The 22641-nt window shown below is 66.7% G+C and carries 19 protein-coding genes; 9 read left to right on the forward strand and 10 right to left on the reverse strand.

Annotation, left to right across the window (positions count from 1 at the left end):
* The first annotated feature begins 325 nt into the window (after positions 1-325).
* Both mepK and AL072_RS35920 read left to right on the forward strand, forming a co-directional pair.
* A complete protein-coding gene (gene mepK, locus AL072_RS00140) occupies positions 326-934 on the forward strand; it encodes a peptidoglycan L,D-endopeptidase MepK (protein WP_045582656.1) in 609 nt (202 codons plus the stop codon).
* Between the two features lie 463 nt (positions 935-1397).
* On the forward strand, positions 1398-3329 hold the full coding sequence (locus AL072_RS35920; RefSeq protein ID WP_158511026.1) for a calcium-binding protein: 1932 nt from the start codon (positions 1398-1400) through the stop codon (positions 3327-3329).
* A 68-nt stretch (positions 3330-3397) separates the two neighbouring features.
* On the opposite strand, the gene AL072_RS00150 is transcribed toward AL072_RS35920, so the two are convergent.
* The 4 genes from AL072_RS00150 to AL072_RS00165 all read right to left on the reverse strand — a co-directional run bounded on the left by AL072_RS00150 (position 3398) and on the right by AL072_RS00165 (position 6603).
* A complete protein-coding gene (locus AL072_RS00150) occupies positions 3398-3898 on the reverse strand; it encodes a DUF934 domain-containing protein (protein WP_045582013.1) in 501 nt (166 codons plus the stop codon).
* Positions 3885-5576 carry a nitrite/sulfite reductase gene (locus tag AL072_RS00155; RefSeq protein WP_045582012.1) on the reverse strand — a complete coding sequence of 564 codons (1692 nt, stop codon included), beginning with the start codon at positions 5574-5576 and terminating at the stop codon, positions 3885-3887. Before AL072_RS00155 ends, AL072_RS00150 begins: the two co-directional genes overlap by 14 nt.
* Before the next feature lie 48 nt (positions 5577-5624).
* Positions 5625-5912: a DUF2849 domain-containing protein gene (locus tag AL072_RS35460; protein ID WP_045582654.1), complete on the reverse strand. Its 288-nt coding sequence runs from the start codon at positions 5910-5912 to the stop codon at positions 5625-5627.
* A gap of 133 nt (positions 5913-6045) precedes the next feature.
* Positions 6046-6603 (reverse strand): precorrin-2 dehydrogenase/sirohydrochlorin ferrochelatase family protein, encoded by a 558-nt coding sequence (locus tag AL072_RS00165; protein ID WP_045582653.1) that lies wholly within the window; start codon positions 6601-6603, stop codon positions 6046-6048.
* 293 nt (positions 6604-6896) lie between these two features.
* Here AL072_RS00165 and AL072_RS00170 point away from each other — a divergent pair, with 293 nt between their 5' ends.
* The 5 genes from AL072_RS00170 (at position 6897) to AL072_RS00190 (ending at position 12862) form a co-directional block, all read left to right on the forward strand.
* On the forward strand, positions 6897-7601 hold the full coding sequence (locus tag AL072_RS00170) for a phosphoadenylyl-sulfate reductase (protein WP_045582011.1): 705 nt from the start codon (positions 6897-6899) through the stop codon (positions 7599-7601).
* Positions 7598-8395: a sulfate adenylyltransferase subunit CysD gene (gene cysD, locus AL072_RS00175; protein ID WP_052709997.1), complete on the forward strand. Its 798-nt coding sequence runs from the start codon at positions 7598-7600 to the stop codon at positions 8393-8395. Before AL072_RS00170 ends, cysD begins: the two co-directional genes overlap by 4 nt.
* A gap of 1 nt (position 8396) precedes the next feature.
* Positions 8397-10265, forward strand: coding sequence for an adenylyl-sulfate kinase (cysC, locus tag AL072_RS00180; protein WP_045582009.1), 1869 nt, complete (start codon positions 8397-8399; stop codon positions 10263-10265).
* Positions 10266-10444: 179 nt separating this feature from the next.
* Complete coding sequence (locus tag AL072_RS00185) at positions 10445-12067, forward strand: ABC-F family ATP-binding cassette domain-containing protein (RefSeq protein WP_045582008.1); 1623 nt, start codon at positions 10445-10447, stop codon at positions 12065-12067.
* Positions 12068-12400: 333 nt separating this feature from the next.
* Positions 12401-12862, forward strand: a complete 462-nt coding sequence (locus AL072_RS00190; protein WP_052709885.1) for a hypothetical protein — start codon at positions 12401-12403, stop codon at positions 12860-12862.
* Here the strand turns inward: AL072_RS00190 and AL072_RS00195 are convergent.
* From AL072_RS00195 to AL072_RS00205, 3 genes are all read right to left on the reverse strand, one after another.
* Positions 12850-13848: an IS1595 family transposase gene (locus AL072_RS00195; RefSeq protein WP_045580516.1), complete on the reverse strand. Its 999-nt coding sequence runs from the start codon at positions 13846-13848 to the stop codon at positions 12850-12852. The two genes, AL072_RS00190 and AL072_RS00195, sit on opposite strands and share 13 nt — an antisense overlap.
* 223 nt (positions 13849-14071) lie before the next feature.
* Complete coding sequence (locus AL072_RS00200; protein WP_045582652.1) at positions 14072-18148, reverse strand: HigA family addiction module antitoxin; 4077 nt, start codon at positions 18146-18148, stop codon at positions 14072-14074.
* A gap of 181 nt (positions 18149-18329) precedes the next feature.
* Positions 18330-18560: a hypothetical protein gene (locus AL072_RS00205; RefSeq protein WP_045582007.1), complete on the reverse strand. Its 231-nt coding sequence runs from the start codon at positions 18558-18560 to the stop codon at positions 18330-18332.
* A gap of 252 nt (positions 18561-18812) precedes the next feature.
* On the opposite strand from AL072_RS00205, the gene AL072_RS34025 reads away from it, so the two are divergent.
* Both AL072_RS34025 and AL072_RS00210 read left to right on the forward strand, forming a co-directional pair.
* Positions 18813-18998: a hypothetical protein gene (locus AL072_RS34025; RefSeq protein WP_144428094.1), complete on the forward strand. Its 186-nt coding sequence runs from the start codon at positions 18813-18815 to the stop codon at positions 18996-18998.
* 83 nt (positions 18999-19081) lie between these two features.
* The gene (locus AL072_RS00210) at positions 19082-20197 is read left to right on the forward strand and encodes an NAD(P)H-dependent flavin oxidoreductase (protein ID WP_045582651.1); all 1116 of its coding nucleotides are present in this window, start codon (positions 19082-19084) and stop codon (positions 20195-20197) included.
* 24 nt (positions 20198-20221) lie between these two features.
* Here the strand turns inward: AL072_RS00210 and AL072_RS00215 are convergent, their stop codons facing one another.
* The 3 genes from AL072_RS00215 to AL072_RS00225 all read right to left on the reverse strand — a co-directional run bounded on the left by AL072_RS00215 (position 20222) and on the right by AL072_RS00225 (position 22566).
* Positions 20222-21247: a GGDEF domain-containing protein gene (locus AL072_RS00215; RefSeq protein WP_082108926.1), complete on the reverse strand. Its 1026-nt coding sequence runs from the start codon at positions 21245-21247 to the stop codon at positions 20222-20224.
* A gap of 100 nt (positions 21248-21347) precedes the next feature.
* On the reverse strand, positions 21348-21884 hold the full coding sequence (locus AL072_RS00220; RefSeq protein WP_045582649.1) for a pentapeptide repeat-containing protein: 537 nt from the start codon (positions 21882-21884) through the stop codon (positions 21348-21350).
* Between the two features lie 106 nt (positions 21885-21990).
* Positions 21991-22566: a class I SAM-dependent methyltransferase gene (locus AL072_RS00225; RefSeq protein WP_045582006.1), complete on the reverse strand. Its 576-nt coding sequence runs from the start codon at positions 22564-22566 to the stop codon at positions 21991-21993.
* Positions 22567-22641 lie beyond the last annotated feature (75 nt).

Raw genomic sequence — 22641 nt, forward strand, 5'->3', positions numbered from 1 at the left:
CCGTTCTGTAATCGAACCGGTTGCGAACGGGTCGCGAACGGCTCCGGTGCGGCATCCACCCTACCCGTCGCGCCGGCCGGCGGAATCCCTGGACCGCGGCAAAAACCCTCATCGGTTAACCAATGGTTTCTTGACAGAAAAGACCACGGACATCCTAAAACTGTCTCACTTTCGGATTAACGCACCGCAACGCACCTCGACCTTCGCCGGGGTGCGCTGTTGGCCTCAGCCGGTCCACGGGGTCCGAACGACAGTGTGGACCTGCCGGGCCGGAGCAACGGGATATGAAGGAAGCATGATGAAGGATACGGACGCCCGGTCATCCATGACCGCTCGCCCGGGCGCTGGCGAGAGCCACGCCACCGAACGCCGTCATCTCGATCGCCGCCATCTTCTGCGCGCCGGGCTGGGCCTGGCGGCGGCGACCGCCTCCGCCGGCGGCACCCTGTTCGCCACGGAGGAGGCGGAGGCTGCCACCCTGCGTGCGCCGCCGCGGGTGCTGTCCCTGGTGAACCTGCACACCGGCGAGAAGGTCAGCGCCGAATACTGGTCCAGGGGCCGCTACGTGCGCGACGCCATGCGGGCGATCAACCACTTGCTGCGCGACCACCGCAGCAACACGGTCCACCCGATCGACCCGAAGCTGCTGGATCTGGTGCATTCGCTGAGCCGCAAGATCGGTCGCCGCGGCCCGATCGAGATCGTGTCCGGCTACCGCTCGCCGGAGAGCAATGCGATGCTGCGCGAGGCCGACCACAGCGGCGTCGCCCAGAACAGCTATCACATGCGCGGCATGGCCATCGACCTGCGGGTGCCGAACATGTCCACCCGCCAGCTCCAGCGCGCTGCGCTCGGCCTGCGCGGCGGCGGCGTCGGCTATTACCCCGACAGCAACTTCGTCCATGTCGACGTGGGGCCGCTGCGCCACTGGTGAGCGGGTGGACCACGGGTACAGCGTGGTCCGGCAAAGCCCATCCTTCAGACGTTCCGATACGATGTGGCGCCAAGTCCAGACGGGCTTCGGCGCCACAGTCGTTTTCAGTCCATGAGACGCCGCAGCGCCCGACTCCCCCCTTCGCGGTCAATCGCCCATGCCGCGCGATGGATCGGGCGGATCGCGCTCAGACCCTGTCACGCCGTCAGCGTCAATCCCTTCCAGCCGGGCTGCCGGCAACAAGCGAACAACGAAGGTTGTGGCTTATTGCCGCATCTTCGAGTTGTATTTTATATGTTATATATCTAAAAAGGCGGATAGCGCCTCGATTGCACAATTACCGATAATCTTTTGCCCTTCGAACGAGTAGGGAGATACGCCTATGGAAGCCCTGGCTGGAAAGTCGGATTTTGACCTGTCAGCGGACCCCTGGAACAATTATCCTCCGCAGGTTCCGCCGGGCATGGGCGGCACGGACCCCTTCGGCGGTTTTGGAAATTGGCAGAACACCTTCTACACCGGCGGGAGCGGCAACGACCTTCTGATCGGGAGCGACGGGAACGACACGATCGATGGCGGGCCCGGCAATGATTCCATGATCGGCGGCAAGGGCAATGACGTCTATCTCGTGGACAGTCTGGCCGACGTCGTCCTGGAATTGGCCGATGAAGGCAACGACGAGGTCCGCACCTCGCTGAACTCCCTGACGCTCGGCGACAATCTCGAGAAGTTGACATACACCGGAAGCGATGCCTTCCAGGGCACCGGCAATGGGTTGGACAACGTGATCGTCGGCTCCTGGTGGAACGACAATGTCCTGAACGGCGGCGCCGGTACCGATACGCTGACCGGCGGCAATCGCAACGACACTCTCGATGGCGGCACCGGCGACGATTCGATGATCGGCGGCAGCGGCGACGACGTCTACATCGTGGACAGTTCGGCCGACGTCATCCAGGAGCAGTCCTACCAGGGCGACGACGAGGTCCGCACCACTCTGAACGCCATGAACCTTGGCGACAATCTGGAACGGCTGACCTTCATTGGAACCGGTGACTTCCAGGGCACCGGCAATGCGCAGAACAACGTGATCGTCGGCGGGGCGGGCAACGATACCCTCACCGGCGGGGGCGGTTCCGATGTGCTGATCGGCGGCGACGGAGACGACGTCCTCCACATCGAGACCGCCGGCTATTACGGCATGTTCTACATGGCGTCGCTGCAGGGCGGAGACGGCTTCGACACGGCCGTCATCCTGACCAGCGACGGAACCTCGATCGACCTGGGCGCTTGCAGCATCGAACGCGCCTATGGCGGGTCGGGAGACGACACGCTGACCGGCACGGGAGCCGGCGCCGGCCTCGTCATCGACGGGGGAGACGGCAACGACAGCATCGTCGGCGGCGCGTTCAACGACACGCTGACCGGCGGCGCCGGCACCGACACGCTGACCGGCGGCGAGGGCGACGATGTGTTCCATATCGACGCGGCCGACCGGGTCGAGGGCGGCAACGGGTTCGATACCGTCCATGTCCAGGGAGACGGCGACCTGTCCCTCGATCTCTCCTATCCCAGCATCGAACGGGTGTTCAGCGGCGGCGGCAACGACAGATTCTTTGCGGGCGCGACTGCGGTCGAGGTCGACGCCGGGGCCGGCAACGATGACCTCATGGGCGGCGACGGCAACGACACGTTCAATGGTGGCGACGGCAACGACAATCTGTTCGGCCGTGGGGGGAACGATGTCCTTGTCGGCGGGGCCGGCAACGACACCCTGTTCGGCGGTGACGGGGACGATGTTCTGATCGGCGGGGCCGGCGACAATGTGCTGTTCGGCGATGCCGGGAACGACAGCTTTTATGTCGACACCGCGACAGCGGCCCGTCTCTTTGGCGGCGACGGCGACGACACGGTCCATGCCCGCTACGCCGACGGCGTCGATCTGGATATCTCCAACTCGATCGAGCATTTCATCGGCGGCGTTGGCAACGACACCGTGACGGCGGCCAACTCGTACTCGGCGGTAACGATGGCCGGCGAGGACGGCAACGATCTGCTGACCGGCGGTTCCGGCAACGACATCCTGTCCGGGGGGAACGGCGACGACAGGCTGCAGGGCGGCGACGGTGACGACGTGCTGCAAGGCGGAGCCGGCGCCGACCTGTTCGATTTCTCGGCCAGCTTCGGCAGCAGCAACGGCAACGACCTCGTGGGCGATTTCAATGCCACGGAAGGCGACAGAATCGGACTGCTCACGTACCAGAGCTACACGGTGAGCGCCAACGCCCAGGGTGAGGCCGTTCTCAGCATTTCCGGCTTTGGCAGCGCTTCGACGGCCACCCTCTCCGGCGTGATGGCCCAGGACGTGTCGAGCTCCTGGTTCACCACCATCTGAAAACAGGAAGGCGCCGTCCCGACAGAGACGGCGCCTTTTCCATCTGTCCCGAGCGGATGAAGACCGCCTTACCCCACCTTCAGCTTGCGGCGCAGCAGCGACAGCGGGGAGGTGTCGTCCAGGCTCGGCTGGAAGGCGACGGTGATCTCGGTCAGCGCATTGGCCCAACTGTCCGGGTTGGTGCCTTCCGGCGCCTCGACCGAGCTGAAGCCGGTACGGACCAGATAGAGATACTGGTCGGGGATGACATGGCCGACCGCGCGGATCTCGCCGGTGTAGCCATAGCGCTCCCGCAGCTCGCGCGCGGTGGAGAAGCCGCGGCCGTCACGGAACTTCGGGAACTCGACCGCCACCAGGGCGAAACGGTCGAGGTCGGCGGCCACGGCACCCGCCAGCGTGCCGCTCTTCAGCCGCACGCCCAGCTTGGCGTTGCGGCCGTCGAAGCTGTCACGCTCCGCCTGCCAGCGCTCGAAGCTGATGATGACCGGGCGGTCGTTCGGCACCGGCTCCCCGTCGGGGATGAAGCTCCAGGCATCCTCGCCGATGCGCCCATTCTCAATCAGCGGCATAGATTCTCTCCTTGAACGGGGCATGGCCGACACGGGCGAGGGTGTCGATGAAGCGCTCCCCCTCGCCTGCACGGTTGGCGAGATAGACGTCGACGATCGCCTCGATGGCGTCCACCGTTTCGGTCTCGGTCACCGCCGGCCCCAGGATGTCGCCGATCGCCGTGGTCAGCGTCGGATCGCCGCCCACGGTGATCTGGTAATACTCAGTGCCCTTCTTGTCGACGCCCAGGATGCCGATGGCGCCGACATGGTGATGGCCGCAGGCGTTGATGCAGCCGCTGATCTTGATGCCCAGCTCGCCGATGGTGCGCTGGCGGACCGGATCGGCGAAGCGGGCCGAGATGGCCTGGGCCAGCGGGATCGAGCGGGCATTGGCCAGCGCGCAATAGTCCAGACCCGGGCAGGCGATGATGTCGCCGATCAGCCCGGCATTGGCGCTGCCCAGCTCCGCCGCGTCCAGCCGCTTCCACAGGTCGTAGAGGTCGTCCTTCTTCACATGGGCGAGGACGAGGTTCTGGACATGGGTGACGCGCAGCTCGCCGAAGCTGTAGCGCTCGGCCAGATCGGCGACGAGGTCCATCTGCTCGCAGGTGGCGTCGCCGGGGATGCCGCCGGCCGGCTTCAGCGAGACGGTGGCGATGGCGTAGCCCGGCGCCTTATGCTCCGCGACATTGACCGCCAGCCAGTTGGCGAAGGCCGGGTCGGCGGCCTTGGCGCGCTCCAGCGCATCGGAATGGTCGGGCAGCTCCTCGAAGGGCGGCGGGGCGAAATGCCCGCGGATTCCCTCGACGATCTCCGGATCGAGGCGGTATTTGGGACCGCGCAGCCGCGCGAACTCCTCCTCGACCTCCTGGGTGAACTTCTCCAGCCCCAGCTCGTGCACCAGGATCTTGATGCGCGCCTTGTAGATGTTGTCGCGCCGGCCATACTGGTTGTAGACGCGCAGGATCGCTTCCAGATAGGCGACGAAATCCTCCTGCGCCACCCACTCGCGCACCAGCTTGCCGACGAAGGGCGAGCGGCCGAGGCCGCCGCCGACATAGAAGGAGAAGCCCGGCTCGCCCTTGTCGTTGCGCCGCGCCAGCAAGCCCACGTCGTGGATGCGCACCGCCGCGCGGTCGCTCGCGGCGCCGGAAATGGCGATCTTGAACTTGCGCGGCAGATAGGTGAATTCGGGGTGCATGGTCGTCCACTGCCGCAGGATCTCGGCATAGACGCGGCCGTCCACCACCTCGTCCCTGGCGGCACCGACGAAGGGGTCGGTCGTCACGTTGCGCACGCAGTTGCCGCTGGTCTGCAGCGCGTGCATGTCCACCTCGGCCAGCTCATGCAGGATGGCCGGCGTGTCCTCCAGCCTGATCCAGTTGTATTGCAGGTTCTGGCGGGTGGTGAAGTGGCCATAGCCCTTGTCGTACTTGCGGCCGATGTCCGACAGCTTGCGCAGCTGGACGGCGCTCATCACGCCATAGGGCACGGCGATGCGCAGCATGTAGGCGTGGAGCTGGAGATAGAGGCCGTTCATCAGCCGGACCGGCTTGAACTCCTCCTCCGTCAGCTCGCCCGCCAGGCGGCGCTCGACCTGTTTGCGGAACTGCTCGACCCGTTCGGCGACGAACTGCCGGTCGATCTCGTCGTAATGATAGATGCCGGCACGGGCGCCGGGCGCGATGTGGTTCATGTCGATCAATCCCTAAGGCCGCCCGTCACGGAAGGCGGTCGAACTCGGTCAGGCCGCCTGTTTTCCAAGATCGGTGCGCACGGTCGGGCCGGCGGTGCGGATGCGCTCGCGCATCGTCGCCGGGACCGGAACGCCGTCCTGCTCCACCACCTCGAAGGCATAGATGTCGACGCCGAACCGCTCGCGCTCCGCCGTCTCCTTGGCGGCGGCCAGCACCCCGTCGGCCTCGGCGCGCGCAAACAGCGCGGCCTCGGCGAAGGACTCGACCCACCGGCCGCCCTCACCCAGGAACACGACTTCCCCGTCGCGCAGGCGGTTGGCGGTGATGGCTTTCATCGATCCTTCCTTCGATCGATCCTTGGCCGACATCTGGCTCTCCTGGCTGGTCGTTCTCGAACGCGGGTGGTGTCGTCTTAGCCGAACCGGCGGCGGTCCGGCAGTGAATTCCATGGCTCGACGGGTGCGGCCGTCATGGCAGCCATCTTTCGCGGGCGATCAGGTCGCGGGTTTCCCGAGCGACCTCCGACATCGACGCCCCCTCCGCCCGGCGGCGGTCGCGGAACGCGGCGATGGTGCGCAGCCGCTCCGCCCATTCCTCCGGGAACAGGGACTCCAGCCTCTGGCGCAGCAGGCTGGCCAGCGTCGGGCTGCGCCCGCCGGTCGACACCGTCATCACCAGATCGCCGCGCCGGACCACCGAGGGGGAATGGAAGTCGCAGAGCGGAATCACGTCCTCGACATTCACCAGCACGCGGCGCGAGCGCGCCAGTTCCGCCAGTGTCCGTTCGGTCTCCGGTCCCAGTCCCATGACATACAACAGGCCGATTCCGTCCAATGCGGCGGCATCCGGCAAGGCCCTGACCAGGCGGCCACCGGCCAGCTGCGCCAATTCCCCATCCGGTTCCGGTGAAAAGACCATCGGGTCGGCCCCGCCCTCGCGCAGCTGGGTCAGCCGGCGCACCGCCAGCGGACCGGTCCCGGCCAGCGCGATCGCCACCCGCGACGGGTCGAGCGCCAGCGGAATCATGGCCGCAGTGCCCGTGGCCGCATACCCCATGGCTGCACTGCCGGAACAGGCAGAGCGGGCCGGCGTGTCGCGGCGCTTATGACGGGCATCATGTGCATGGAAGGTATTTAGCCCAGCCCCCAGCCACAATCAACATATTTCACACCACGCATTGCGACGCACAACAAACCTATTAAACAAGTAGAGAATGTATTTACGTTGCACGGGTTTTCCGCCGGTGTTAATGTGCAAACACAAACTTAAAAACTATCTATTTGATAGACTTTACCGGCCACCGCGAAAGGCAGCTGAGGATGGACGCCTCGACACGGGTGAAGGATCTGACCAACCGCTACGGCGCGCTCGAAGGGGTGCCGCTGCTGTCCGCCATGCATGGGGTGTTCGGCGGGCGCATCGCGCTGCTGTCGTCCTTCGGCGCTGAATCCGCGGTGCTGCTGGCGCTGGCGGCGGAAGCGACGCCGGATTTCCCGGTCCTGTTCGTGAATACCGGCAAGCTGTTCGGCGAAACCCTGCGCTACCGCGACCAGCTGGTGAAGCGGCTCGGCCTGACCGATGTGCGGGAGATCGGGCCGACCGCCGACGATCTCGCCACCGCCGACAAGGACGGCATGCTGTTCAAGCGCGATTTCGATGCCTGCTGCCGCCTGCGCAAGACGGTGCCGCTGGACCGCGCGCTGGCCGCCGCCGGGCTCGACGCCTGGGTGACGGGACGCAAGCGCTTCCAGGCCGCCACCCGCGCCGCCCTGCCCCTGTTCGAGGCGGAGGCCGGCCGCATCAAGGTCAACCCACTGGCCAACTGGGACAAGGACCGGCTGGAGGAGGAGTTCATCCGGCGCGACCTGCCGCGCCACCCGCTGGAGGCCGACGGGTTCCTGTCGATCGGCTGTTACACCTGCACCGAGCGAGTGGCGCCCGGTGCCGACCCGCGTTCCGGCCGCTGGGCCGGCAGCGCCAAGACCGAATGCGGCATACACACCATGATTGGAAACGCCCGATGAGCGCCGATCTCGACCAGCTCGAAAACCAGAGCATCTATATTCTGCGCGAGGCCTACAACCGCATCGACAAGCTGGCGATGCTCTGGTCGATCGGCAAGGACAGCAACGCGCTGCTCTGGCTCTGCCGCAAGGCGTTTTTCGGCCGCATCCCCTTCCCCGTCGTGCAGCTCGACACCGCGATGGAGCTGCCGGAGGTCTACGAGTTCCGCGACCGTATCACCAAGGAATGGGGCCTCGACCTGAAGGTCGAGCAATGCCCGCCCGAAGAGGAGATGGACCAGACCCTTCCTCCCCTGACCCGCGCCGCCGCGCGCAAGACGGAGGGGTTGAAGAACCTGCTGCGCGACCATGCCTATCAGGGCGTGATGGTCGGCATCCGCCGCGACGAGCAGGCGACCCGCGCCAAGGAGCGTGTGTTCTCGCCGCGCTCGCTGGAGGGCGACTGGGACGTCAAGGACCAGCCGGCGGAGTTCTGGGACCATTACAAGACCCGCTTCCCCGAAGGCGTCCATGTCCGCATCCATCCGCTGCTGGCCTGGACCGAGCTGGACATCTGGCGCTATTCCCAGCGCGAGGGGATTCCCATCGTCCCGCTGTACTTCGCCAGGGACGGCAAGCGCTATCGCTCGCTGGGCGAGAAGAACATCACCTTCCCGGTCGACAGCACCGCCTCGACCATCGACGAGATCATCGCCGAGCTCCAGGTGACCCGCGTGCCGGAACGCGCCGGCCGGGCGATGGACAACGAATCCGAAGACAGTTTCGAGCGCCTGCGCAGCGTGGGGTACATGTAAGATGCCGCATTCCCAACTCCGCATCGTCATCGTCGGCCATGTCGACCATGGCAAGTCCACGCTGATCGGCCGTCTGCTGAACGACACCGGCAGCCTGCCCGACGGCAAGGTCGAACAGGTCCGCGAGATGAGCCGCAAGCGCGGCATGCCCTTCGAATGGGCCTTCGTGATGGACGCCCTGCAGGCCGAGCGTGACCAGGGCATCACCATCGACACCACGCAGATCCACTTCAAGACGGCGCAGCGGCCCTACGTCATCATCGACGCCCCCGGCCATACCGAGTTCCTGAAGAACATGGTGACCGGCGCCTCCCAGGCCGACGCCGCCCTGCTGGTGATCGACGCCGACGAGGGCGCGCTGGAGCAGTCGCGCCGCCACGCCTTCCTGCTGCACCTGCTGGGCGTGCGTCAGGTGGCGGTGGTCGTCAACAAGATGGACAAGGTCGAGTTCTCCAGCCGCCGCTACGAGGTGGTGGCGCAGGAGATCAAGGAGTATCTGGCCGAACTTGGGCTGCAACCCAAGGCGGTGATCCCGGTGTCCGCCCGCAACGGCGACAACATCGTCAGCCGCAGCGAGCAGGCCGACTGGTATCTGGGACCGACGGTGATCGAGCAGCTCGACGCCTTCCGGCCGCAGCAGGTCTCGCCCGACCAGCCGCTGCGCCTGCCCCTGCAGGATGTCTACAAGCCGGACGACCGCCGTATCCTGGCCGGCCGCATCGAAAGCGGGCGGCTGCGCGTCGGCGACACCCTGCGCTTCTCCCCGACGGGAGCGAGCGCCACGGTGGTCAGCATCGAGGCGTGGAACCATCCGGAGACCGTGCTGTCGGCCCAGGCCGGCCAGAGCATCGGCATCACGCTCGACAAGCGCATCTTCGCCGAGCGCGGCCACATCGCCCACCACGAGGCCGACGCGCCGATCCTCGGCCACCGGCTGAGCGTGCGGCTGTTCTGGCTGGTGTCGGAGCCGCTGGTGGTGGGGAAGACCTACACGCTGAAGATCGCCTCCGCCGAGCACCGGGTGACGGTGGAGCAGGTGACGGCAGTCATCGATGTCGAGGATCTGTCGAGCACCCCCGGCAAGTCAGTCCACCGCAACGAGGTGGCGGAGGTCGTCCTGCGCTCCCGCTCGCCGATCGCCCTGGATCTGGCGTCGGACCTGCCGCGCACCGGCCGCGGCGCGCTGATCGACGGCAACGATGTCGTCGGCGGCTGCCTGGTGGTGGAGATCGAGGATGCCGCGGCGGCTAACATCACCGAGGTCTCGCACACCGTCTCGCTGGAGGAGCGGTCCCAGGCCAACGGCCATCAGGGCGGCATCGTCTGGCTGACCGGCCTGTCGGGTGCCGGCAAGTCGACGCTGGCGATGGCGCTGGAGCGCGCGCTGTTCGACCGCGGCTGGCAGACCTTCGTGCTGGACGGCGACAATGTGCGCAACGGGCTGAATGCGGGCCTGGGCTTCTCGGCCGACGACCGGGCGGAGAACATCCGCCGGGTGGCCGAGACGGCGAAGCTGTTCGCCGACGCCGGCATGGTGGTGATCGCCTCGCTGATCTCGCCGCTGAAGGCCGACCGGGCACGGGCACGGGTGATCGGCGGCGAGCGCTTCCACGAGGTGCATGTCGCCGCCGACCTCGCCACCTGCGAGGACCGCGACCCCAAGGGCCTGTACAGGAAGGCGCGGGCCGGCGAGATCGCCGAGTTCACCGGCATCTCCGCCCCCTACGAGGCGCCGGACCAACCCGAACTGGTGATCGACACCGACACGCTGAGCCGCAGCGAGGCGCTCGCCCGCCTGCTCGACTATGTCGACGAGACCTTGGGCAAGAACAGCCTGAAGTCGGGGAAGGAGCTGACCTATGTGATCTGATGGGCGTCATTTGATGGGCGTCATCTGAGGTCGGCAGTGATCGGGTGAGGCTTCGGGCGCGGGGGAAAGACCGCGCCCGAAGCCTTTTCGGCCGTTGCCGCGCCCGATCAGGACTCCATCGTCTCCCCGATCCTGTGGCATAAGGAGCCGCCATCACGCCTTAAGGACTCCTGTCGCCCATGATCCGCTTCGATAACGTCAGCAAGCAGAACGGTCACCGCATCCTGTTCCTGGAGGCCTCCGCGGCGCTCAACCGGGGTGAGAAGATCGGGCTGGTCGGTCCCAACGGCGCCGGCAAGACCACGCTGTTCCGCATGATCACCGGCGAGGAGCAGCCGGACGGCGGCCAAGTGGCGATCGAGAAGCAGGTCAGCGTCGGCTATTTCAACCAGGATGTCGGCGAGATGTCCGGCCGCTCCGCGGTGGCCGAGGTGATGGACGGCGCCGGGCCGGTCAGCGCCGTCGCGGCGGAACTGGCCGAGCTGGAAACCGCCATGGCCGACCCTGACCGCGCCGACGAGATGGACGCCATCATCGAGCGCTACGGCGAGGTGCAGGCGCGCTTCGACGAGCTGGGCGGCTATGAGCTGGAGGGCAAGGCGCGCGAGGTTCTGGCCGGCCTCAGCTTCAGCCAGGAGATGATGGACGGCGACGTCGGCGGCCTGTCGGGCGGCTGGAAGATGCGCGTCGCGCTCGCCCGCATCCTGCTGATGCGGCCCGACGCCATGCTGCTCGACGAGCCGAGCAACCATCTGGACATCGAGAGCCTGATCTGGCTGGAAGGCTTCCTGAAGGGCTATGACGGCGCCCTGCTGATGACCTCGCACGACCGCGAGTTCATGAACCGCATCGTCACCAAGATCATCGAGATCGACGGCGGATCGCTGACCAGCTATTCCGGCGACTACGGCTTCTATGAAAAGCAGCGGGCGCTGAAGGAGAAGCAGCAGGAGGCCCAGTTCGAGCGCCAGCAGGCGATGCTGGCGAAGGAGCTGAAATTCATCGAGCGCTTCAAGGCCCGCGCCTCGCACGCCAGCCAAGTGCAGAGCCGGGTGAAGAAGCTGGACAAGATCGAGCGCTTCGAGCCGCCCAAGCGCCGGCAGGTCGTGACCTTCGACTTCCCGCCGGCCCCGCGCTCGGGCGACGACGTCGCGGTGCTGAAGAACGTCCACAAGGGTTATGGCAGCCGGGCCATCTACGAGGGGCTGGACCTGACCATCCGCCGCAAGGAGCGCTGGTGCGTGATGGGCGTCAACGGCGCCGGCAAGTCGACGCTGCTGAAGCTGGTGGCGGGGACGACCGAGCCGGACAGCGGCAGCGTCACCGTCGGCGGCAGCGTGCGCATGGGCTATTTCTCCCAGCACGCGATGGAGCTTCTGGACGGCGACCAGACCATCTTCGAGGCGCTGGAGGCGCATTTCCCGCAGGCGAGCCAGGGCTCGCTGCGGGCGCTGGCCGGCTGCTTCGGCTTTTCCGGCGACGACGTGGAGAAGAAGTGCCGCGTGCTGTCGGGCGGCGAGAAGGCACGGATGGTGATGGCGACCATGCTGTTCAACCCGCCGAACTTCCTGGTGCTGGACGAGCCGACCAACCACCTGGACCTCGACACCAAGCAGATGCTGATCGCGGCGCTGGGCGCCTATGAGGGCACCATGCTGTTCGTGTCGCACGACCGCCATTTCCTGGCGGCGCTGTCGAACCGGGTGCTGGAACTGACGCCGGAGGGGATCCACCAGTATGGCGGCGGCTACACCGAGTATGTGGAACGCACCGGGCAGGAGGCGCCGGGGCTGCGGGGGTGAGGACGGGCGGCGGCAGGATCGGCATGGGCGCGCCGATCCTGCCGCTTCCTTCCATGACACACGGCGGAACGGGGCGTCTTCAGCTTCCACTGCGACGCAGTGTCAGGGCGACGCCTTCTTTTCACTGGCATAGGCGATGCCACAGCCGGTATGCAGAGCCGGCTCAATGCGCACGGGTGGCGGAAGCGTGATCGGCAGCCGTCGGCATGGATTGCCGGGGTTGGGTGTTCTTTTTCGCAGACTTATGTAGCACCCGCCACCGCCTGATCCTGCCGCGTCGCCGCCCTGCCAGCTACCCTGTCGCCCTGAAGCCGCACAGAAGGGGCATGGAGTATGGGCGAGCCGCACGTTGTCAGCGCCTTGCGGGAGAAGCGGGGCGAGATCTCCGGGGCAATCCTTGAGCTTGAGAAGCGGATGTCTCAGCACCGGGCCGACCTGGTGCACCTGGACGCCACCTTGCGCCTGTTCGCCCCGGAACTGGAGCCGGAGAGCATCGCGCCGAAGAAGCCGCCGGCGAGGCGCTCCCACTACTTCGCCAGCGGCGAGCTGGCGCGCCGCTGCCTGGAGGCGCTGCGCATGGCAGAGGGACGTGTCGTTGCCGCTGAGGAGATCGCCGTCGCCGCGCTGCGCGACAAAGGGCTCGATCCGGAAGACCGCAAGACCCGCTCCGACTTCATCCAGCGCGTCCTCAACACCCTGACCGCCCTGAAAGGCAAGGGCACGGTGGAGAAGATCGGCAATGGCCTGGGCGCCCGCTGGCGCCTTCCGGCCGAACCCGCCGATCACGCCGCGTGAGCGCGCTGCCAGTAGCCGCAGAAATCGACCGACGGGCCGGTCTTCGTCACCAGCCCGACCACGACGCGGAACTGCTCGCCGTTGCTGGTCCGGCGATGATCCTCTCGGAACGCGGCCTCATTGGCGTAGCGGTGCAGGTAGAGGCCCGAGATGTGATGATGGTGCCCGATCTCCCCGCGGCGGATGCGCGAGAAGAAAGATTCCGCCCCGTTGGTGCAGGCGCCGTCCTGGCTGTAGGCGTCCTGGTGGTTGATGCGGTGCATCGGGTAGCGGGCGTGCAGGTCGTTCCAGGCGCTGGACTCGTCCGCATGCACTTCGGTGCCCTTGGCGACGCGCGAGCGGATGAAGCTGCCGGCGGCGTCCTCGGACGGGAACACGCCGGTCAGGGTGCGGCCGTCGCGCTCGCGGATGGTGACGACACACCGGCGCTTGCCGGTCTGGTTGATGGCCAGCCGGCGGTCCTTGCGCTCCGCCTTGCGGTTCTCCGGGCGGACGTGGCCGCCGAAGTAGGCCCCATCGATCTCCGCCGCCTTGCCCGCGCCGCCGATGACGACACCGCGGCTCTCGGCCGCCATCGCTTCGCGGATCTTGTGGCCCAGCACGAACGCCGTCTTGTACTGGACGCCCAGGTCGCGCGACAGCGGCAGCGCGCCCTTGCCCTTCACCTCGTTGACGAAGATCACCACGGCGGCGAGGTACATCCGGAGCGCCAGCTTGTGGAAGGCGAACAGCGTGCCCGAGGTGAGGGAGAAGTCTTTGCGGCACCGCTTGCAGCGCCAGCGAGGCGCACCGCTCGGCCGGCGGCAGTCGTACACCGCATCACAATCGCACGCCGGGCACACGGGACGCCCGTTCGTCTCCGGCCAGCGGATCGCCGCGAACACCGTCTCGGCTTCCGTGTCCGACAGGCGCAGCACGGTCGCCAGCGACAGCGTGCGCGCCGCGGCGCTGAGAAGGAAGTGCTGGCTTTTGGTGCGACGGGGCATGGCGATCTCCGACACGGTGATTGCCCGAGTCTACCCGGCCACGACTCCGTTGTGAATCATCAAGTTCATGATTTGTGCTCACCCGCCGGTCATAGTGGCGGATGCTACATAAGTCCGCTTTTTCGCGATACACTCAAACGTCTGTTTTTGACCCGGAGCGGACAATCGCTCGCGACCGCAAAGCGCCAGATCCCAACGTTCGTCTGCACAGAACTCGGACTCATCAGTTGTGCAGGCGCCTTTCGACCAAGGCGCGATCATCGTGCCAAGCCGCGTCGCGGTCGTAGAAGCGCGCCAACTCGTTCAGTAGCCGGGCGGTGAAAGGATACTCAGCCGCGACGGCTGCCGAGGCGTCCCGATAGCCCTTCGCAATGTCGCGCTCTTGATCGCCGCCTCGACCACGCCACACCACGCCGCGGGCGTTCTTCTTACCGATCATCATGCCACTGGCCAGCCTGTCGGTGCCCAGGTCCTCAAGCACCTCTCGCACGGTCTCATGCGGCCAGAAGCCATCCGATCCGACCGGGCTATGGGAGAGAAGTTGTCCGATTTGGCTGTCGGCGATCTCGTCACGGCCGAAGTCGCGAGCCAGGGCGCGGGCGTTGACGATCCAGTCGCGCATCTTCTGGCCGTCGAGTTCGCCCTTGTCATTCATCCCGGGCAGGCGTCGCGCCTGGGAAAGCATGGCATAGGCGGACTGCGCTCGTTTCTGCGCCAGCTCCGGGTTGTCGGTCTTCAGCTCTGGCGGGTCTTCTTCCTCGTCCTTGCGGGGGAATGTCAGGGCGAGGGCCTGCACGAACAACGAGGGCGACTCGGAAAGCTGACGTTCAAGGTTGCGGATGCCGTGCTTCGTGTCACTGAGACCATCGATGTACAGAAACTCCAGGCCGGCCAGGGCGTCAGGGTCGGTGTCCGATCGCTCGGACAGGACATCGAAGGCTTCCGACAGATCATGCTGCGATAGAGGGTAGTGCCCGGTCGGCTCGGCATCGATCGTGGCGACCTCGGTCAGGAGCCGCATCAGGCGGTCAGTTGTCAGGGTGCCAAAGGCCATGTGGACCGTGGCGAATGCGGCCCGCGGCCGGCGGGCATCCAGCAAGTGGCTGGCCGCTTGGTTGACCTCGTCGCCGTCCTCACGAAACAGCGGACGCGGGTTGACCTCGGCCCAGTAGCGAGCCCGCTCCTCAGTCGGGAACACTTCTAGTCGCGACCAGGTTTCAGCCCCGAACGGCGAACGCAGCACAAGGCGGTGGAGGCCAGCCGCAGTGTAGCGATTGCCGCCGGTAGGGGGGCAGGCGGCATCGAAAACCCTCGCGCGATCATCCGGGGTCAGGCTCCAGAGCAGGCCCGACAGACACTGGTCCATCGCATGGTCGGCTGGCCCTTCCGCGAGCTCGGCAACGACATCGTCTACCTCAACCGGTGTCAGGATTTTCGTCAGGATGCTGCCGATGATGGACGCAGCGTCGCCGAGGCGACAAAGCTGACGAACGCCCTCAAGACCCAGCCCTTGCCACACCTCGGTCAGGGCTTCGCGCCGACGCTGCTCAATCCGCGCCTCCCGCTGGCGGAAGTCGAGATCGCCGTCGTGGAGCTCTTCAACGGACTCCCGCACCCAGTGCTGCGCGAAAAGCCACTGATGGCGCCAAATCAGATCGCTGGGCAGCAGTGCGTCAAACACCTCGCGCGCCTGTACTGACACAGGCGGCTCCCCGTCACGCGGCCGCTTCGGCGCGCGCACCATTGTGGAGTGGCGGATTTGCTCGCGCAGCTTGGACTTGGCCGCCTCCGGAGGCGACGTGGCCAGCCAAGCGCGGATGGCCGACCAGACCGCATCCTGGTCATCGGAAATCCCGTCCAGCCGTTCGACGAGATCGCCCAAGGTGTGCTCGTCGTGGTTTGGCCAAGCCAACGCGATGTCGAGCGCTCGCCTAGCTGTCTGGTAGGCTTCGTACCGTGAGACCGGCTCCCCGGCGCCGGCGGCGTCGGCGCGCCACTGCGGCCGAGAGCTGTGATGACCTATGGCGGCGCGGCGGTCAAACTGGTTGAGGCAGATGCGCCAGCCGATCGCGGGATGACGATGGCAGAGCCGTTCGAGTGCCGCGATCCTCGCCTCCACTGGCGCGGCGGTCTGCGGCATCCAGCACCGGAAGATGGAGGCGAGCGAATTCTCCGGCTTGTTTACCCAGTTGTCGCTGATCTTGATCTCCGCCAGCTTCGCCAGCAGCTCGACCACTTGGTCCAGCCGGTCAGGTTTCCAGGCTAGGGCCTCCAATGCCCACAACAGACCCGTGCGGCCGGGCCAAGAAAACGGACCCGGCCCTGTCGGTTGCAGCAGTGCGTGAATCTTCGGCTCGGAACTGCGCAGATCGCCGTCGACCAAGCCGAGGAATACCTCGGGAGCGGCTTCCGCATAGCGCGGGAGGTCATGCTGTTGGGACTGCCAAGTCGCGCCGTCGAGGGGCGTCAACAAGTCCCGGATCAGCACGTTGACTTGGCCGACCACGTCGACCCCCAGGCGCGTCCTGAAGAGGTTGTCGCCGTGCACCGACAGCAGGACGAGGGTTTCGCAGAGGCTCCGGCGCAAGGCCCCCGAGTGGCGCCGCGTCTTATCGTAGATCGCCGCGCACCACTTTTTGTCCTCAGGTAGGTCCAGGGCGGGATCGGCCTCCGACAGGACGACTCGGGCGACGTCGAAGAAGCGGCGGAGATGCGCGGGCGTTATGTGGCGCTGCAGGGCATAAAAGGCATCAGTCTTGGAGACCACGCCCCGCATCCGGCCGATGGACCACAATGGGCTGTCCGCCTCGCCGACCCACTCAGCCACTGTGGCTTCTGCGTCGTCATAGGGCTGGGCAACCATGGCCTCGACCACCGCCTGGTCGGCTGGAGAGCCCGAGTCCCAAGCGCCCACCAGCATCAACGGCACCAGCCGCCGCGCCGCGTTGGCATCATCCGCCCAGGGCGGCGACCGCAACGCAGGCAACTGCGCCAAGCGGCGGCGGAGAACCGTCAGGGACCGACCGGACTCCCGGTCCAGCCGTTCGACGTCGATGTGCCCGAACCCCATTTCACCAAGGCCCCCACGGAACGTCTCGTCCTCAACCAAGTCCATGGTGAAGTCGGCGCTGTCTTCGACGCCGTTGCGGTGGGTTACCACGATAGTGTGGTGGCGGCGGAAAACATCCTCGGCCTGCGACTCGACCGCCGTGGAATCGATGATCGCGGTGAACCCAGAGGTCGCCGCCATCAGCTTGGCCAGAGCCGCAGGGCTCTTGACGACGACGGCGCGCTCGCGCGCGCGCCCGTCTTCAAGCGCACCGGACTCGAATGCACAGGCCAGAAGGGCCAGACCCTCCGCCGTGGAATCAGCCACCACCGTGAACGGCCGCTCGGGGGGTCCGCTAAGCCAGCTACTTAGGAGATAAGCGGCCGTCGAGGCTACGGCCTTGAATAGGCTCTTGCTGAGCGGCGGCTCGGCGGCGTTGGCCCACCGGCTCCAGGCAGCTTCAAGATCGAGAAGATCGGTGTCCTGAAGCGGCAGGCGGTCGCCGAAAAACGCTTGGCCGGGGATCGAGGTTTCGACCCACTGCTCCAGATCGCTGGCGTCGTAGGCCCGGACTCCCCTCCACTTCATTTCAGCGGCCTTGGCCGCGACCCAGGCCGTCTTGCCGGCCCAGCGGCGTGGCGTTACGAAGACGAAGGTCAGGCCTGCCCGATCGGCGGCGCCGAGCTCCTTGGTCCTGGCTGCGTAGTCGTGCTCGGCCTTCTGGGCAGGGTCTTGATTGACCCCAAACTCCCATCCGGAATCGCCAAGGGGAATCCAAGGCGTCGCGGCGGCGGCCTGGACGAACCCGTCCCAGCCGTGTCGCTGTGCATTCTCAAACGCTGGAAAGTCGAGTTGGGTGAGGCCTTCGCCGGTCGAGTAGACCAAGCGGCGCAGGAGCGCTGCGAGTTCGTGGCGCGCATCAATCCGGTCGGCCCAGGCCTCGATCTGCATGGCCTTGATCGACAGGACGCTCGGCGCATAGGCGCGCACCGCAATCTCAGGCTCACGGGTCTGGGCCTGCGCTCGATCGTAGGCGGCTTGGCGGCGCAGCAACTCTTCGCTGTCGCAGCCGAAGGTCTTCTGCAGCCTGAACGCCATTTGCGCCGACAACGCGGCCTTGCCGTTCAAGAGATTGGACAGGGCCGGCCGACCCACGCCTAATTGCTTCGCTGCGGCCGTGACCGTTAGGCCGGCCGGCAGGACCTGTTGGCGGATGTAGGTGCCGGGATGAGGTGCTTCAGACTCGTTCATAACCATCATTGTATCGTGTAGCGCTACGCGATACAAGTGCGCCGATCACCGGGGATGGATCTGGCAGAGATTTGGCTGCTCATGTCCGCTCCTGGCGCAAAGCCGACAATCCAACTCTATGCGCTGAAATTGGAGCGGCTCCCTCGCATCATGTCGGGAGAGTTGCCCCCAAAGCCTCAGTCTACGCCCCCGCCCGCTTGCGGCTCGTCCTGGCTCCGCCGCGCCCGAAGGGCTGCGTTTCAAGCGGGGCCTCGCCGCGCTTCGTCAGGTAGTCGTTCAGGGCGGCGATGATGACGCCTTGCAGCGACGGGGCGGGAGCGTCGGCCGCCCGCAGCTCCGTCACCAGGGCGTGCAGGCGCAGCCAGTCGGACTTTTTCAGGCGGAGAGATAATGCGATGGCGTCACCCGTCATGCCAATGCAGGTACAACATGAGAAAATAAATGAAAAGTTCTATCCAATCGCACCAGTACTCAAAGACATCATAGCGCAATGACGTCATTGCTTGATTGGATTTACAGAGGAAATACATCCTGTTCTTGATACCCTCCGCCCCCGCACCAATCATGGAGCGCAGGCGGATGACCAGCCCCGATCATGACGATATATGCCCCCTGTGCCGCAATCGCGCGCCGGTTCCGGATGCCGACGCACCGGACGGGTCGGATGCGATGTGCCGTGCTGCGGGAGCGGATCGAGGAGATCGTCCGCAGCCTGCGCAGCAGCCCGGACCTTCCCACCACCACCCGGCGGGCGGTCTGGCTGCGCCTGTTGGAACTGGCGGAGGCGCTGGACTGCCCCTATCGCAGCCGGGAGGCGCGCCGCCGGGCGGCCTCCCTTCACCGCAAGTGAACGCCCCCTTCAGAACAAGTCATTGGTCGCGAAGAACGCCGGGGCGTAGCATCGGCCCCATCGTGGAAGCGACGGAGGCGGACATGCCCTCTCACAGCGAATCAGTGTCGCGGCTCGGGCTGCGGTCGCCGGTGATCCAGGCGCCGATGGCGGGCGGCGGCGATACGGCGGCTCTGGTCGCGGCGGTCAACGAGGCCGGCGGGCTCGGCTTCGTCGGCGCCGCCTATCTGACCGACGCGCAGATCCGGGAACGGGCGCGCGACATCCGCAGCCGCACCGCCCTGCCCTTCGGCATCAACCTGTTCGCCCCGACCCCGGAACCGCCGCCGGTTCCCCCCGCCGTGCTAGCGGAGGCGCTGGCCCGCGTCGCCCCCTTCCATGCGGAACTCGGGCTGCCGGAACCGGAGGCGCCCGCCTATGCCGGGGACGGATTCGGCCGGCAGTTCGCGGCGCTGCTCGACAGCGGGGCCGCCTTCTACAGCGTCACCTTCGGCCTGCCGCCGGCCGACAGCGTCGCCGCCGCCAAGGCGCGCGGCATGCGGGTGCTCGGCACCGCGACCACGGTGGCGGAGGCGGTGGCTCTGGAGCGGGCCGGCGTCGACGCGGTGGTCGCCCAGGGCAGCGAGGCCGGCGGGCATCGCGGCAGCTTCATCGGCGATCCGGCGGCCAACCTCGTCGGCACGATGGCGCTGGTGCCGCTGGTGGCCGACGCTGTCGGCGTGCCGGTGATCGCGTCGGGCGGCATCATGGACGGGCGCGGCATCGCCGCGGCGCTGGCCCTGGGCGCCGCCGCGGTGCAGATGGGCACCGTCTTCCTGACCACCGGCGAGGCCGGCATTCCCGAAGCCCACAAGGCCGCAATCCTGGCAGCAGGCGAACAAATGGCAGGCGAAGCGGCGGCGGGCGAGGAACGGACCCGCGTGACCCGCGCCTTCTCCGGCCGGCCGGCGCGCGGCATCGTCAACCGCTTCATGGACATGGTGGAGGATCCGCAGGCGCCGGGCGCGGTGCTGCCCTTCCCCTTGCAGAACACGCTGACCCGGCCGCTGCGCACCGCCGCCGGCAAGGCCGGGCGGGCGGAGTTCCTGTCGCTGTGGGCCGGCCAGGGGCTTCAGATGGCCCGGCGGCTGCCGGCGGGCGAGCTGGTGGCGGAGTTGCTGCGCGGGACGGAGGCGGCGCGGCGCGGGCTGGCGGGCTGAGCGGAGAACCGGCGGAGGGCCGGGTCAGGCCTCCACCGCCACCCGGTTGCGGCCGCTGCGCTTGGCGGCATAGAGCGCCTCGTCGGCGCGGCGGACCAGGGCCGATGCCGGCTCGCCGGGGCGGAACTGAGCAACGCCGACCGACAGGGCCACCGTGCCGTAATTGGCGTTGCGCGCCTTGTTGACGATCTGCCGGGCACCGACGAAGGTGCGCACCTGCTCGGCCAGCTTCAGCGCATTGTCCAGGCTGGTGCGCGGCAGGATGATGGCGAACTCCTCCCCGCCGTAACGGGCTGCGGTGTCGCGGCCCTTGATGCATTCGGTCAGCATGCGGGCCACCAGCTTCAGCACATGGTCGCCGACCAGATGGCCATGGGTGTCGTTGAACGCCTTGAAATGGTCGATGTCGACCATCATCAGCGACAGCGGCAACGCCTCCCGCGCCGATTCGTCCATCGCCTCCTGCAACAGCAGGTCGAAGGCCTTGCGGTTGCCGATGCCGGTCAACCCGTCGGTCAGCGCCTCGCGCCGCGCGCTGTCCAGGCTGACGCGCATCTCCGCCAGCTGCTGGCTCGATTCCTGGAGCTGGAGCTGCAAGGCGGTCTGGCGGTCGACGATCTCCTTGGTCTCCGCCGCGACAGCCGCGATCATCGCCCGCAGCTCCGGCAGGCTGAGCGGCTGGTCGAGCTCGTCGCGGAAGCCGGTCAGGGTGTTGCCGTAGCGCTCCGTCTCCGACCCGACATTGCCCAGCTGCTCCAGGATGCGGCCCAGCGCGTAGCGCGCCTTGTCGGAGGTCTCGCGGATCGCCTGCGCCTCGGCGTCGAGGGCGAAGAAGCGCTTGTACAGCTCCTCGCACAGGGTCTGAGAGGTGGCCAGCCCATCGCGGCAGGCCAGATCGATGGCCCGCGTCAGATCAGGGTTGCGGCCGCTGAAATAAACGAACCAAAGCGTGAAGTTTTCCGGAGTGGGCGGCAACCGTTCGGACAGCATCCGCTCCATGGCCTTCGCGGCGAGGCCGCTGGAACGTTCGAAGTCCTCGATGATCGTCACGTCCGCCGTCCGTCAAAATTCATTCGGTTTCGAACGGTACGCGGCCGAAGCCCCTACGGCAAGAAGGTTTTGTGGCATGTTCCGGGTGGTTATGCCTGCGCTAGTTGCACTGACCGACCGAGCTTTCCGCACAGATATGTGTGCCGTCGGTCCAGCGGGCGCCCGACAGGTCGGCCTGACGCAGATCGGTGCCCGATATCCTGGCTCCGGTGAAATCGGCGCGCGCCAGCGAGGCCCCGACCATCTTGGCATTGCGCAGGTCGGCATCGCGGAAACTGGCGCCGGTCAGGTCGGCACGGGTGAAGTCGGCCTCGATCAGCCGCGCCCCGTCGAAGACCGCGCCGGGGGCGGTCGCACTGATGAATTTCGCCCGATAACCGTCGGCCTCGGTCAGCTTCGCCTGACCCAGCGAGGCACGCTGAAAGGTCGCATCGCGCAGCATCGCCCCGCTGAGATCGACGCCGGTCAGGGTCTGCCCTTGCAGCGAACAGCGCCGCCAGTTCACCTTCGGCTCGGCCGCGTCGGTGCATTCGGCCAGCGCCGGCCCGGCTGCGACCCCTGCGGCGAGGGTGACCAGGACGGCAAGGGCGGACAGGAGGGGATTGAAGCGGGGCGGCCAGGCGGATGCATGTCTCATGCTCCGATAAATGGGGACATCGGCGGCCGACTCAACCTCGACGCCCTCATCGTCCGGCAGGTTCGAGCCGCGCCGCCGCCCGGATGGGCGCGCGGAGCGCACGACGTCAGGATGTGCCCTTCACCACGTCGAGAACCATGGCGATTTCGTCGATGACATTGTTCTGGCTTTCCATCGCGTCCATCACGTCCTGCTTCGTGACCTCTCCGGCCGCCAGCTTGCTTTTCCAGCGCACCGTCGGCGTGTAGCCAATCGACCGGATGCGGAAATCGACGGTCAGATGCATCGCCAGCCGGGTGTTCGGCCAGCCGCGCTCGATGAAATTCCGGTTCTCCTCCAGCGAGAACAGGCTCAGCACGGCGGGCGTGATCGGGCGGACGTGGGTCGGGTCGCCGAGATAGCCGTCGCTACGCGGATGCGGCACCTTGATGGTGATCCGCGCGCCATGGCGGCAGACGCGGTACAGCTCCTTCATGATGTTCAGGAACTGCTCGGTCGTCTGGCCCATATGCTCCAGCGAATGGATGAGCTGGACATCGGCGACGCTGTCCGTCTCGAACGGCCAGGGCACGACCTCCAGGTCGGCCACCATGTCCGGCCCGAAGGTGCCGTACTTGTCCACATTGACGTAGCCGGGCAGCCGCGTGTCACCGCAGCCGAGGTTGAGCTTCAGTTCGGACATTGCGCGCGTTCCCAGCCACTCGTCGTTGCTTCCACGGACACGACCTTACACATCCCGCCATAGCAGCGACATGAC

The sequence above is a fragment of the Azospirillum thiophilum genome (assembly GCF_001305595.1).
In the GTDB taxonomy this organism is placed as follows: Bacteria; Pseudomonadota; Alphaproteobacteria; order Azospirillales; family Azospirillaceae; genus Azospirillum; species Azospirillum thiophilum.